13 protein-coding genes are annotated in these 13,591 nt (G+C 60.8%); 6 read left to right on the forward strand and 7 right to left on the reverse strand.

Annotation, left to right across the window (positions count from 1 at the left end; genetic code table 11):
• Nucleotides 1-12: 12 nt before the first annotated feature.
• Nucleotides 13-648, forward strand: coding sequence for an SGNH/GDSL hydrolase family protein (locus NKJ75_RS04775; protein WP_023743584.1), 636 nt, complete (start codon nucleotides 13-15; stop codon nucleotides 646-648).
• Between the two features lie 61 nt (nucleotides 649-709).
• On the opposite strand, the gene NKJ75_RS04780 is transcribed toward NKJ75_RS04775, so the two are convergent.
• A complete protein-coding gene (locus NKJ75_RS04780) occupies nucleotides 710-1,723 on the reverse strand; it encodes an NADP-dependent oxidoreductase (RefSeq protein WP_023743583.1) in 1,014 nt (337 codons plus the stop codon).
• A 92-nt stretch (nucleotides 1,724-1,815) separates the two neighbouring features.
• Between NKJ75_RS04780 and NKJ75_RS04785 the strand changes: the two genes are divergently transcribed.
• From NKJ75_RS04785 to NKJ75_RS04805, 5 genes are all read left to right on the forward strand, one after another.
• Nucleotides 1,816-2,748 (forward strand): LysR family transcriptional regulator, encoded by a 933-nt coding sequence (locus NKJ75_RS04785; protein ID WP_023689456.1) that lies wholly within the window; start codon nucleotides 1,816-1,818, stop codon nucleotides 2,746-2,748.
• A 195-nt stretch (nucleotides 2,749-2,943) separates the two neighbouring features.
• A complete protein-coding gene (locus NKJ75_RS04790) occupies nucleotides 2,944-3,348 on the forward strand; it encodes an MAPEG family protein (protein ID WP_023682292.1) in 405 nt (134 codons plus the stop codon).
• Between the two features lie 656 nt (nucleotides 3,349-4,004).
• Nucleotides 4,005-4,910: an SMP-30/gluconolactonase/LRE family protein gene (locus NKJ75_RS04795; RefSeq protein ID WP_023713489.1), complete on the forward strand. Its 906-nt coding sequence runs from the start codon at nucleotides 4,005-4,007 to the stop codon at nucleotides 4,908-4,910.
• 74 nt (nucleotides 4,911-4,984) lie between these two features.
• Entirely contained in the window at nucleotides 4,985-6,148 is a 1,164-nt protein-coding gene (locus tag NKJ75_RS04800) for an alpha-hydroxy acid oxidase (protein ID WP_023713488.1), read from the forward strand.
• Nucleotides 6,141-6,830, forward strand: a complete 690-nt coding sequence (locus tag NKJ75_RS04805) for an RraA family protein (RefSeq protein ID WP_352499248.1) — start codon at nucleotides 6,141-6,143, stop codon at nucleotides 6,828-6,830. Before NKJ75_RS04800 ends, NKJ75_RS04805 begins: the two co-directional genes overlap by 8 nt.
• 13 nt (nucleotides 6,831-6,843) lie before the next feature.
• On the opposite strand, the gene NKJ75_RS04810 is transcribed toward NKJ75_RS04805, so the two are convergent.
• Genes NKJ75_RS04810 through NKJ75_RS04835 form a run of 6 tightly spaced genes read right to left on the reverse strand, consistent with a single transcriptional unit; the run spans nucleotide 6,844 to nucleotide 13,584 of the window.
• On the reverse strand, nucleotides 6,844-7,797 hold the full coding sequence (locus NKJ75_RS04810; protein WP_023669440.1) for a response regulator: 954 nt from the start codon (nucleotides 7,795-7,797) through the stop codon (nucleotides 6,844-6,846).
• 47 nt (nucleotides 7,798-7,844) lie between these two features.
• Nucleotides 7,845-8,882 carry a chemotaxis response regulator protein-glutamate methylesterase gene (locus tag NKJ75_RS04815; RefSeq protein WP_352499249.1) on the reverse strand — a complete coding sequence of 346 codons (1,038 nt, stop codon included), beginning with the start codon at nucleotides 8,880-8,882 and terminating at the stop codon, nucleotides 7,845-7,847.
• 22 nt (nucleotides 8,883-8,904) lie between these two features.
• Nucleotides 8,905-11,178, reverse strand: a complete 2,274-nt coding sequence (locus tag NKJ75_RS04820) for a hybrid sensor histidine kinase/response regulator (RefSeq protein WP_023713485.1) — start codon at nucleotides 11,176-11,178, stop codon at nucleotides 8,905-8,907.
• The gene (locus tag NKJ75_RS04825; protein WP_023819373.1) at nucleotides 11,175-11,879 is read right to left on the reverse strand and encodes a chemotaxis protein CheW; all 705 of its coding nucleotides are present in this window, start codon (nucleotides 11,877-11,879) and stop codon (nucleotides 11,175-11,177) included. Before NKJ75_RS04825 ends, NKJ75_RS04820 begins: the two co-directional genes overlap by 4 nt.
• A complete protein-coding gene (locus NKJ75_RS04830; RefSeq protein ID WP_352499250.1) occupies nucleotides 11,879-13,120 on the reverse strand; it encodes a CheR family methyltransferase in 1,242 nt (413 codons plus the stop codon). The genes NKJ75_RS04825 and NKJ75_RS04830 overlap by 1 nt, the downstream gene beginning before the upstream one ends.
• Entirely contained in the window at nucleotides 13,117-13,584 is a 468-nt protein-coding gene (locus NKJ75_RS04835; RefSeq protein ID WP_352499251.1) for a chemotaxis protein CheW, read from the reverse strand. The genes NKJ75_RS04830 and NKJ75_RS04835 overlap by 4 nt, the downstream gene beginning before the upstream one ends.
• Nucleotides 13,585-13,591 lie beyond the last annotated feature (7 nt).

The raw sequence follows: 13,591 nt of genomic DNA on the forward strand, positions 1-13,591 counted from the left end.
ACGGAGCATCCGATGCCACACGTCGTCCTTCTCGGGGATTCGATCTTTGACAACGCTGCCTATGTCGCGCACGGGTCCGACGTAGTGCGGCAGCTGCGGGAGCGGTTGCCGGAGGGGTGGCGTGCAACGCTAAACGCCGTCGACGGCGCCATCACAAGCGGCGTCGAGCGGCAGCTTGAACGGCTCCCCCAGGATGCTAGCCATCTTGTCGTCAGCGTCGGTGGCAATGATGCTCTTCGTCATGCAGGGATTCTGGAGCAGGGGGCCTGTTCGGTGGCCGAGGTTCTGGACAGGATCAGCGATATCCGGGAGGAATTCGAGCACGACTACTGTACGATGCTCGAGGGGGCGCTGGGCCAAAACCTACCCACCGCTGTCTGCACGATCTACGAGGCGCGCTTTCCCGACTCACAGCGTCGTAGACTTGCCGCAACTGCCCTGACGGTCCTCAACGACGTCATCACCCGGGCGGCGTTCTCGCGCGGTTTGCCGCTCGTCGACCTGCGCTTGGTATCGAATGAGGACGCGGACTTCGCCAATCCTATCGAACCGTCAGTGCAAGGTGGCGCGAAGATCGCGGCAGCCATCGCGGCACTTGTAGTCGAGCACGATTCAGCCGGACGTCGGTCGTTGGTCTTCGTCGGCTAAACGGCGTAATCCCGCCCGATCGTCTGCACTCCCGATGGTCGGTCGGACTGAAAGCAACAATTCAGACGGCCAGCACGATCTTGCCTTGAATACTGCCGTCGGCGGCGCGCTCATGTGCGCGCGATGCCTCGGCCAGCGGGAATGTGCTGTCGATGACGACACGCACAAGGCCGTCGTCGAGCAGGCGGGCGGCTTTTGCCAACTGCGCGCCATTGGATCGAACCTGTGTGGATGAGACCGTGATCCCCAGCCTCTCTGTCTCTTCGTGACCAGCGAAGCCCAGTGGGTTGACCAGGAACAGCGCGCCGCCCGGCTTCAGAACATGGAAGAAGCGCTCCATGTCCGCGCCGCCCACCGCGTCGAGGACAAGGTCGACGTCTCGGACGACATCTTCCGCCGCGGTTGTCTTGTAGTCGATGAATTGATCCACGCCGAGATCGCGCATCAGCGCCTCGTTCTTGGCCGATGTCACCGCGATGACGCGCGCGCCCCGCCATTTCGCCAACTGGACGGCCAGATGCCCGACACCGCCTCCGGCACCATTGATGAGCACCGTCTTGCCGTCGAGGGGCACCGGCTCATGCGGTAAGGGCTGGAACGGATTCGGCTCGTCGTGGCCAAGTTCGATCAAGAACTGCCATGCCGTCAGAAGCGACATCGGCGCACCAGCCGCATGAATATGGTCGATGCCGGCTGGTTTCAACGCAACATGCGATGCCGGCACACTGACATAATGCGCGTAGGCATTGCTACCCGTCATCAAGTTATCGGGGAAGCGAACCATTGCGTAGACCTCGTCACCGATGCTGAACTCAGCGACGTCAGCGCCAACCGCTTCAATGACGCCCGACACGTCCGTGCCGAGAATCAGTGGGAAGGACGCGTTGGGTCGCCATTCTGGCGGCAGTGCGCGATAGCCATCCCGCAGATACCAGTCGGGCGGATTAAGCCCGGCCGCCTGGGCTCGGACAAGCACCTCGCCGGGCTTCACACCCGGCCTAGGAGCGTCTTCGTACACCAGCATCTCGGGACCACCGAATGCGTGCAGACGGACTGCCTTCATCTTATCGCTCATTGGTGAAATCTCCGCTCATCCATGTCATTGGAGCGAATCTAGCGGCATGACCGCCGGTTGATAATCGGTGCCGATGGCGGTTAAGTAATGCCATGGCGGAACATATCACTTTGGATCGGCTCACTGGCATCATCGCCTTCGCGCGTGCGGGATCGCTGGGCAGCTACACGGCAGCGGCGCGCGCGCTGTCGATTTCCCCGTCGGCGGTCAGCAAGAGCGTCCAGCGGCTCGAGCGGCATTTAGGAGTGTCGCTGTTTACCCGTACAACGCGCTCGCTCACCTTCACGCCCGAAGGGCGCGACCTGCATGAGCGCGCGCTGCGTCTGCTACGCGAGGCGGAGGAAATAGAGCAGGCGGCAATGACCGCGCGCTCCGAACCATCGGGCACGTTGCGCGTGGCCGCGTCGCTGCCGATCGGACTGCATCTGATCGCTCCGGCTTTACCGGCTTTCCGTCGGCTCCATCCGAACCTGATCGTCGATCTCAGGCTGGGTGACCAGATGGTGGACATGATCGAGGAAGGGATCGATGTCGCCATACGCATCGGTGATCTGGCTGACACCCGGCTACTATCACGCAAGCTCGCACCCCATCGGCTTTGCTGCTTCGCCTCGCCAGCCTATCTCGAGGAACGCGGCACACCGACCCATCCCGATCACCTGGAAGGGCACGACACCGTCAACCTTCGATATCAGAGCACAGGCCAGGCCTTTCGCTGGCCCTTCCGGATTGGCGACCGTGAAATCGAGATCGTGCCCAATTCCGGTGTGGTCGCCGATGCCAGCGATGCGGTGCTCATCATGCTGGCAGCCGGCGGTGGGATAGGCATAGGCGCCTCCTTCATGGCGGCTCCCTATGTGAAGCGCGGCGAACTGGTCCCAGTGCTGTCCACGTTCGCGGTCGAGCGAAACAATGTCACCGTGCTCTGGCCGGCAAGCCGACGCGCCAACCCCGCCGTGCGCGCCTTTCTGACCATGCTCGACGCCGCTTTCACTCTGCGAATGGCAGCTTCAAGCATCGACTGATCTGGCGCGGAAGGGTCGCTAAAGGGCGAAAGCGGTCAATCACTGCTGATTGGCTGAACGGCAGCTATTCCGGGCACAACGTCCAAAAGCTGCTATTCCGTTTCGGCCCCACTACAGGCCGCCCCTCCTCGTCGAATAGCATTAGACTAGTTGATCGGCTACAACGACCTAGAGTGCTAGCAACGGGGAGGGCACATGTCGGCGAGTGCTTACGCATTGACTGGCTTCATCTCGTGGGCCCTGGCCCTGCTGATCGTGATGGAAGTTATCCGGAGCTACCTGGTGATCTCTGGGCAAGTCCCGGCAAACGGCTTTACGCCAGATAACGGAGCCCTCTCCCCGTTTATGCGGAGGTTAGCCCGTGCCCACGCCAACTGCATTGAAGGGCTTCCAATCTTCGGAGGTCTGCTCGGAGTCGCGATCATCATTTCAAAGACAGATGTCACGGATCCCTTGGCCTCCACGATGTTAGGCGCACGTATAGTGCAGTCGGTGATCCACCTCGTCTCAACCAGCCAACTCGCGGTCAGTCTCAGGTTCACCGCGTTCGCTGTGCAAATGGTGATTGGTGCTTATTGGTGCTGGTTGCTGTTGATCTGAAGAGTGGCGGAGCCCCGACGCAAAAGTGGGCCACCTCGATTCCGGGAGCCTTGGCAACCCACTCCGGATCGTGACCCGAAAGACTGTCCCTTTTGACAGGCGAGCGAACCGCAAAACTGGCAGTGGCAAAACCGCCGTTGAGGCATGATATTGCTGTTGGATTTTGGGGCTACTCCCCAGCTTCGGAGAAGGATCGGCGTTCAGAGAGCAATTTGCACGCCTGGGCGCTGCGGCGCTCCCCAGCTTTTGGCCACACGCACGCCCTGCAAACGCTCGGGCTCCAGAGCGCCTGGCAGCGGAGCAGAGAATTGTTGGACTTTGTGAGTGTTAGAGGGAGAGGAACTGAGATTCAACCTTCTCCACCTGCACTTGTTCCTTGCACGCTGGCCTCAGCAGCACCTAATCCTGCCACGCAACCTGGAGGAGCAAGCCAGTGCTACCGAGCTGTGTAGACACCGATCGGCTCGTCGCTGTAGCCATAGGCCTCCGCCCGTCGGGGTTCACCGGCGTCGGGGTGGGGGCCGGCCTAGGGGGGGCCCAGCAACGCGCACGTCAGCCTGGCTATCTTTCGAGTCGCCGGGTCCGGTGACCGCCAGATCGTCAGGCTGGATTATACCCGACAAATCTTGATAGGCTGCCGTTCTGGGGGTCGCACGATGAACGAGGTTGAAAAGCTGGCCGTCGAGGTTGTCGCGACCGGCCTTGGCTGGCCCGAGGGCCCGACGGTGCTGCCGGATGGCCGAATTGTCATCGTCGAAAGCTATCGCAGCCAGCTGACGGCCATAGATCGCGACGGAAGTGCTCGCCAGTTCGCGTATGTTGCCGGAGCGCCCAACGCCTGCGTTCTCGGATCGGATGACCTGCTCTATGTCTGCCAGAACGGCGGCACGACCGGACCTTGGCGGGCCGCGGACATGACGACGCCATCGATCCAGCGGGTTGCCGAAGGCGGAAAGCCGGAAATCCTGCTGAGCGAAGTCGCGGGCATTCGGCTCAATGGGCCAAACGATCTTGTATTTGCTGCTGACGGCCGGCTCATCTTCAGCGATCCCGGCACATACAACCCGGGGAATCCGGACCCAAGCTACATCTTTGCCGTCAACCCCGACGGCAGTGCGTACCTTGCTCTCGGCTTCGACAAGCCGACCTTCCCCAATGGTGTGGCGATCGAAGCCGACGGCTCGATCATTTGGGGGGAGTCCTATACGGGGCGCGTCAAGCGGCAGCGTCCGGATGGTTGCGTCGAAGACCTGGGCCGCTTGCCTGGGCCCAATCCGATCCCGGACGGGCTGAAGGTCGGAGCCGATGGCCGCCTTTATGTCACGGATATTGCCGCCAACGGCATTCACGTTCTGAAGCCCAACGGCACAGCGGAAGGTTTCTTCGTCTGCGGCAAGGCAACGACCAACTGCGTCTTCTCGGGCGAGATGCTTTGGGTGACAAATGCCGGCGTGCTGGCGACCGGCAGCGATCCCTCCTTTGAGGGAACACTCTCCTGCGTGCGTGTTCCGGGAGGCGGTGGACCGACGCATCATGGTCGCATCGGCGGAAAGCAACCGTGAGTAGCTCCTCGTCCGCCTCAACAGGCGATGACCCCGGCGCCGGCGGTGCGGCATCGTCTGCTTCGATGGCGGGGTTGAAGCGCCTGTACAGCGTGGCCGCGGTCCGCATCGCCGCGCGGCGGACTTTGCCACGCCCGGTGTTCGACTTCGCCGATGGCGGTGCCGAGGATGAGCGAACGCTGCGCCGGAACGAGCAAGCTTTCAACGAGGTTGCCATTCTGCCGCGACCGCTCAACGGTGCAACGACGCGAGACCTTTCCCTTGACCTCTTCGGCGCGAAACTTGCCATCCCGCTGGGCATCGCGCCAACCGGCCTGGCTGGGCTGTTCTGGCCCGACGGCGAGCGCGCAGCCGCCCGAGCCGCAGCGGCCGCAGGGACATTCTACTGCGCCAGCCACGGATCCGTCTGCACGCTGGAGGACATAGCAGCCACCGGAAGTAGCCCACGGTGGATGCAGGTGTTCGTCTACACCGATCGCGGCTTCACCCGAGAAATGGTGCATCGGGCGCGTGCCTCAAGCTACGACGCGCTGGTGCTCACCATCGACAACCAGATGCTTGGCAACCGTGAACGCGACATCCGCAACGGTTTTGCCATCCCGCCGCGCTTCGGTGTGGCCGGAACCCTCGCGACCGCCACCAAGGCGGCGTGGCTTCTTCGTATGCGCACCCGACTCCCGAAACTGACCTTCGGCAACTACGCGCGCCCCGGAGATACGGCGACGGTCGGTGCATTGGCGGGCCGGATGGCGGCAATGCTCGATCCCGGACTCTCCTGGGCCGATGTCGACTGGCTGCGCACTGTCTGGTCCGGACCGTTGTTGCTGAAAGGCGTCCTGCATCCCAGCGAAGCCGCCGAGGCTGTAGCCCGAGGAATCGACGGCATCATCGTATCCAATCATGGGGGACGTCAGCTTGACGGCGCCGCCGCATCCCTGGACGCGTTGACGGCAGTTGTCGCGGCTGTCGCCGGCCGCGTACCAGTGCTTATTGACGGAGGCATCAGGCGAGGCTCTGACGTCGTCAAGGCCCTGGCGCTCGGCGCCTCGTGCTGTCTGATCGGGCGGCCGCAGTTGTGGGGGCTCGCGGTCGCCGGCGAGGAGGGGGTACGCCACGTGCTCGAACTCTACCGCAAGGAAATCGACCGCGTCATGGGACTGATGGGCGCGCGGAGCCTGCGCGACCTCGGGCCGGACTGTATTTCGTTCGTTCAGGGAATGGGGCCGCTACATGATTGAAGACCCACCACTGCTCACCATCAAGCGCCGTTTCGAACGGCCCGCAGCAGAAATCATCAGTGCTTTTGCGGGCGTGCCGGTTAGCCAGGTCGTAGACGCGATGGGGGGACGCGGCGCCTTGCATTATGCGATCAAGCCACTGTCGCCAGCTACTGCGACGATGGTCGGCGTCGCCGTGACCTGTCACTGCGGTCCCGCCGACAACCTCGCCCTGTTTGGAGCACTGGATGCCGCAGCAAGTGGCGATGTCATCGTCGCGGCCACCGACAGCTTTGCCGGTACGGCGGTAACTGGCGATCTCGTGCTCGGCATGGCGCGCAACAAGGGGGTCGCCGGCTTCATCACTGACGGCCTCGTGCGCGACGTTGTCGGGATCGAGGCGGTCGGGTTGCCGGTTTACTGTGCCGGGATCATTGCGAACTCGCCTGCGCGCAATGGTCCAGGCACGGTCGGATTCCCGGTGGTAGTGGGAGGAGTGACTATCTCGCCGGGAGACATACTGGTCGGCGACCGCGACGGTCTCGCCGTGGTGCCTCGCCTGGAGGCTGAGACGGTGCTGGCCCGGCTCTCCCCCATCAGGGCGGCTGAGAAAACTCTTGATGGCCTGGTGCGGCAAGGTCTCGAGATGCCCGACTTCGCCAAGGTCGTCCTCAAATCGAACAGGGCGCGCTTCGTTGACTGAGATGTGAGCTTCTCTAGCTGCGGGACATATGAAGCGCAACACGATTTCGTCCTTCCGATTTGGCACGAAACAGAGCCAAATCGGCGGCATTGACGAAATCGTTTGGCGTCTCGTTCTCGGTGGGCACCGCTGTTGCGACGCCGACGCTGATGGTCACGCGATCCGGGCCGTGGGGTATGTTCAACTCTCGCACGCTCTGGACGAGCCGCTCGGCGATCGCACTGGATTGTTCCAGTATAGTGTCGACCAGCACGATGACGAACTCTTCGCCTCCGTACCGCGCAGCGAGATCGGTGGAACGGCCGGAACCGCTCTGGATTACGCGGGCGATTTGCTTGAGCACATCGTCGCCGGCCATATGGCCATAGGTATCGTTGTATCGTTTGAAGTTGTCGGCATCGATCATCAACAGCGACAGTGGGGACTGTGCGCGAAAAGCGCGTTTCCATTCAGCCGCCAGATATTCGTCAAAATAGCGCCTGTTACCGAGACCCGTCAGGCCATCGATCCGCGTCAGACGTTCAAGCTCTAGATTTGCACTGATCAGCTGTCGCTGGCTTTCCCTCAGCGCTCGGTGTGCCGAGTCTCGCTGGACGTGATCCAGATAGGCCCGCGTGTGATATCGAATGCGTGCAATCAACTCGATACGATCCGGCAGTTTGACGAGATAGTCGTTCGCGCCCGCAGCGAAGGCTTCGCCCTTGGTGGCTGGATCTTCCTTGCTCGACAGCACAATGACTGGAACCGCGCGTGTCGACGCATGCTTCCTGTATTCTCGCACCAGATGTAGCCCATCCACCCCGGGCATGACGAGATCCTGCAGGATAACGGTTGGCTTTACCTCATCCGCGACCGTCATCGCTCTCAACGGGTCGGTGCAGAAGTGTAAGGATATATCGGGCTCGTTGGCTAGAGCGCGCCTGACCGCCTCGCAAACCATGATCTGATCATCGATGAGCAGAACCATGGATGAATAGTTATCTGCGAGTGGCGGGACCAACTCTGGTTCTTGCGTCATCGGAACGGGCCTTTCACGTGGGGGCGCTCGCAGGCTTCGATTATACGTGAGCCGATCGCACCCAAAGGAAGAATATCAACAGCCGCGCCGAAGTCGGCGGCGGCCTTCGGCATGCCATAGACGGCACTGGTTGCTCTATCCTGCGCGATTGTGAGATGCCCCTTGTCACGGAGCTGTCTCAGCCCGCGCGCACCATCCCTGCCCATGCCTGTGAGCAGAACACCAATCACTGAGCCAGGCCACCATTGCGCCGCACTTTCGAAGAACACATCTACGGACGGCCGATAAACATTGTCCTTGGGGCTGGGCGTATAGCCAAGTTGCTGAGCTGACTTGAAAACCAGATGATCCGCAGAACTGGCTACGAGAACGGTGCCCGCTTGAGGACTATCCCTTTCCCCCGCCGGACGGATCGGGAGACGCGTATGCTGCCCTAGCCAATCAACAAGGCCTGGAACGAACTGAGCATCGAGATGCTGGACGAGCACAATCGCGCCGCCAAAATCAACGGGAAACGCGCTCAGGACTGCGGCAACGGCAGCCGGCCCGCCCGCAGAGGCGCCGATTGCTATCAGGCGTCGAGTTGACGGCTCAGCCGCACGTGACATCCGCCTTTTTGCCTGGGTAGGCGCATCACCGATCAACTTGCCTATCGTTCGTATCTTGTTCGTCAAAAGCCGGGCGGATTGCGAGGACGCGTTGCCTTCGATGCCCACCGACGGAATATCGACTGCGTCAAGCGCGCCATGACCCATTGCTTCGTAGACGCCGGCGAGGTTGGCTTCGATACTGGCGGTCACCAGCAAGATTGAGCACGGGGTTTCCGCCATGATTCTGCGCGTCGCTTCCACGCCGTCCATCTCTGGCATCGCTAGATCCATGAGTATCAGATCCGGCAGATCACGTCTGCAGACCTCGACCGCCTCACGCCCATTGGTCGCGATCCACGCGACCTGATGTTCGCCGGTCGACAGGACCAGTCGACGCAGAAGTTCAACCGCCATCGGCATGTCGTTGACTACGCCGATTCTCATTCGCTGGCTTCCAATCTCGATCTCATTCAGCCGCCTCGCCAATCATGTCCACGACGGCATGGATCAGCGCCTCGTCCTGAAAACTACTCTTGGTCAGATAATAGTCCGCACCTGCGTCGAGCCCGCGCGCGCGATCTTCTTCCCGATCCTTGTATGAAACGATCATAATGGGTGTGTTCTTGAGATCAGCGTCCTTTCTGATCAAACTCACCAGCTCGATGCCATCCATGCGAGGCATGTCGATGTCGGTGACGACGAGATCGAAAGGACCAGACCGGACGGCATTCCACCCGTCCATGCCGTCTACCGCCACTTCGACCTCATAACCGTAATTGCCGAGCATCTTGCGCTGGAGTTCGCGAACCGTCAGTGAATCGTCAATCACGAGCACGCGCTTGCGCCTGCTCGCTTCGGGACCGCCCGCGGCGCGCCGAAGAGCTCGAAATCCGCTGGACGATGCAAGCTTTTCCACCGATCGGATCAGATCGTCGACATCGAAGATCAGAACGGGCGAACCATCTTCCATCAGGGCCGCTGCGCTGATGTCCTTGATCTTGGCAAACCGTGGATCGAGAGGTCTGATCACTAACTCGCGTTCCCCGAGAAAACGGTCAACGATCAGGCCGTACGCATCGCCCCGACCCGCATCTACGACGACGACCGATAGTTCGTTCGGTTCCGATCCGGGCTCACCTCGATCGAGCACCTCGCGAGCGGTGACCAGCCCGATCTGTCGATCGTTCAATCGAAAATGCGGCCGGCCCTGCAGGACGTTGATCTCCGTCCGCTGCAGTTTCAAAGTCTTGGAAATGGCAGCGAGTGGAAAAGCATAGGGCTCTCCATCGACATCGACGAGCAGCGTGCGCAGGACCGACAGTGTCAGCGGCAATTGCAGTTGAAATCGGGTTCCGTGGCCAAATTCTGAGGAGACGCTTGCGACTCCCCGGACTTCCTTCGTCATGGCTTGCACTGCATCGAGCCCCACACCGCGACCTGAGACGTCGGTAAGGCCCGCTTTCATGGAAAAGCCTGGCAGAAACAGAAACGCGAGCAATTCGCTTTCGCTGAGTGTTTCAGCACTTTCCCTGGTTGCAAGTTGCCGGGCGACGACGGTCTCGCGCAGCTTCGAGAGCTCTATCCCCCTGCCGTCGTCCACCACGGCTATCTGCAGCAGCCCGGCATTGTGCCTCGCTTCGAGCCTGATGAGCCCCTCTTCAGGTTTGCCCATCGCGAGGCGCTCCTCAGGCGGTTCAAGCCCATGGTCTACAGCGTTGCGCAGAAGGTGCCCCAAAGGGGCATCGAGCTGCTCGAGGATATCGCGGTCGATGCCGGTCGAGCCGCCTACGATCTCCAGTCGCACCCGCTTGCCAAGGGTACGACCGAGGTCGCGGATCATTCTCGCATAGTGTCGCACGCCGTCCTCAAAAGGCCGCATCCGGCTCGCCAACGTTTCGTCGTACAATCTGTTGGCAAGATCGGTCGCTTTCCGATCCACTGAATCCAACTCATCGAAACGCTCCGCCAGGAACGCTTGGCTCAACCGAAGCTTTCGCTGCGCTTCAGCCAGCGCCTCCACCACCGCCGCATCGTTTGAAACCGGCGGCAGCACTGCATGAAGATTGTCGAACGCACTTGCGAGGTCCGATTGAAGTCGCTTCAGCCGTAGCAGCCCGTCAGCGAATGGCCTGAGCCGCCGAGCTTCCATCAGCGACTCGCCAGCCAGCCCGAGCAATCGGTTCAGGCTGTCTGCCGTCACCCGAACCATTCTATCAGAGCCGATGCTGCCGTGGGCTTGCGGTACCGCCCCAACGAGGAGGTTCGCTGAAGAGGTCGTCGCCAGTTGCTCCTGGGCATGATCTGGAGTTGCGAAATCAGCTGCAGAATCTTGGGGACCGGGCTTTGCCTGGGGGAGGGACAACCCCTCGAACTTCGCGAGAAAGGTTTCGACTTCTGAGTTGGCGCTCTCGCTCGATGATCCCGATGCGATCAATTTCAAAAGGTCAGAACCTTGCAGAAGCGCGTCTATATGCTCCCGTCGCACCCTCAGATGCCCGCGTTGCGCTGCGACCAGGCAGTCTTCCATCGCATTTGCAACTTTGACTGCGGGCATCAGGTCGATGATGCGGGCAGCTCCTTTCAGGGAATGCGCGGCACGCATGCATGCTTCCAGGGCGTCGGCGGCGATAGGATCGCGTTCGAGTGCCAGAAGTCCAGAGGTCAGAGCCCGTGACTGCGTCTCCAGTTCGGCCTGGAAGAGGCTGAGCATCGAAACCTGGCTGAAGTCTTCATCTGTCATGCGATGCTCCGATCCAGCATCGTGAGCAGTTGTCGTGGATCGAGACAGCCAACGGCTCGTCCTTGCCATGGCAGCACGGCAACCGTAGCGGCAGACAGTGCCTTCCCAATCATGGCCGGAACAGCGAGAGTGTCGCGTTCCTGGTACCGATGTAAGCCGTGGATCTCATCAACCATAAAAGCAACCCGCTTGTCGCGCTCGCCTACCACGACAAGGCGGCGAAATACCTTGGTTCGTGTGCCTTGTTCCCCTTCCTTGCGCTCGTCTATCCCGAGCAATTCGGCCAGGGAAAGGCAAATGAGCAATTCACCACGGACATTCGCAATGCCGAGCAGTGCACTGTTCCTGCGATGTGGAAGTGAATGAACGCGACGAGATTCAGCCACTTCATGAAAAATACCGACCGGAAGTGCCAGCCATTCCTCCCCCAAACGGAAGAGAACGGCCGTCTGCAGCGCGTCGCTGTCTGCCGAATCGATCCCTGCACGACCAGCGTTGTCAGGCCATTCGTCGCGAGATGCCGAGGGAGCTGCACGGTCGAGGAGGCGTCGTGCGATCTTCTTGTAGGTCGGGCAATTGCGGCAGTGGAGATGCTGCTCTAGTAGCGGACATGACTTGTCACCCCGTACGCCTATTTGCCGCCAGCAGTCGTTGATTTCGATCTCCTCCACCGGCTGAGCGATCCTTGTCGAAGCCGCCATCAACTGCCGCTCCTTTTCTGGACCCGACCCAGCCGGCCGGCCAGCGCCTCGGCGCCGTTATGGTCGCCTTGCTTGCTAAGCAGCAAGGCCAGATGGACAAGAGCTTCTCGATGATTTGGCGCGAGATAGAGCGCCTTGCGATAACTTTGCGCGGCTTCGGGTGCAGAACCATCCGCATCCTGGACGAGGCCCAGCAGGTAGAAGATTTCTGCGGAAGGACCGAACTCCTTGAGATGCGCCAGGGCGACCTCCTGTGCCTCCTTTACGCGTCCTGCATTGGCGATCCGTTCAACCGCGATGAGGCTTTCCGAGGCGTGTGCAAGCGGCTTGGCCGGAGCCTGCCCGCGGCCTTCATTGCCAATTGTCGGTCGGAACGGACGAAGAGGCTCGCTCTTGTTGACCTTAGGGCTTGGCGTCCGCACCGGGACGGCGGCCGAAACTTTCGGCGCCGTGGTCTTGACGGGCTCCGATTTCAGAAAGGCGAAGGCCAATGGCCATTCAGCGGAAAGAAAGCCATGCACCCTTGGAAGAGCTGCTTCCGCCGGACCGACCAGAAGAAGTCCGTCTTTGGCCAGCAGGTCCTTCAGGCAGATCAATGCGCGATCCTGCAGCTCTCGATTGAAATAGATCAGCAAATTGCGGCAAAGCAGGATGTCATAGACCTCTTGCCCGAAAGGCGCGTGAGAACCGAACAAGTTTCCTACCATGAACCGAACCTGTTTCAGCACCCCAGCAACAGGCCGCAACCCGCCCTCGGCCGCTTCGAAATAGCGATCCTTGAATTCTAGATGGCTGCCGCGAAACGAATTGCGCCCATAGATGGCGCGTTCAGCCGTCCCGATATTGCGGCTGCTGACGTCCACGCCATCGATCTTGAACTCATGCGCCTCAAAGCCGGCATCGAACATGGCCATGGCGACCGAGTAAGCCTCTTCGCCGGTTGAACATGGCAGGCTCAGGATTCTTATCGGCTGAGCAGGCTTGTGCGCGCGCGCATGCCGCGCCAGCATCGTGAACGCTTCTCGGTCGCGAAAGAACCAGGTCTCTGGGATCACCACCGCATTGATCAGCTCCTGCAGCTCCTGCGAGGAACCGGCCAAGTGTTCCCTATAGGCCTGAGGGTTGGTTATCCGGCATGCTTCCATCCGTTCTCTGACCGCCTGACGAACCACTGTCGGACCAACGCTGGCACTGTCCAGTCCAATGGTTTCCGTCAGGAGCTTTTCTATTGCTCCGGTCATTGATCACCTGTTGCCGCCTGGCGGAGCAAAGCGGTACGAATCTCTTCCGAAAGCAGCGCTTCCACTTTGACCCACTGAATGATCTCCGAACCATCGGAAGCCACCGGCCCAAGATAAGGCGGGGTTCCTGGTTCCAGTCCGAACGGCGCGAAATCGGCCGGGTCTCGCTCGATCGTATCCGTCACCCGTTCCGCGATCAGCCCCAGCAGGCGTCGCTCGCCATCATCCGCCGGATAGCGCGTCACAACGATCCGGGTGCTCAACAGGCGCTCCGATGGTCGGCCAAGCGCAAGAAGGGTGACATCGATCAGGGGGATGGGTATTCCGTTATAGCTGACCAAACCCACCACACCAGTTGGCGCACCCGGAAGAACTTTCACGTCGATATAGGGCAGCACCTCTTCAATTTTGTGGACATCGATCAAGTAGCGATCCGGACCCATGCTGAAGGCGAGGAATAGCATTGTCACC

It is taken from the genome of Mesorhizobium sp. M0058 (assembly GCF_040323095.1).
Lineage (GTDB): Bacteria > Pseudomonadota > Alphaproteobacteria > Rhizobiales > Rhizobiaceae > Mesorhizobium.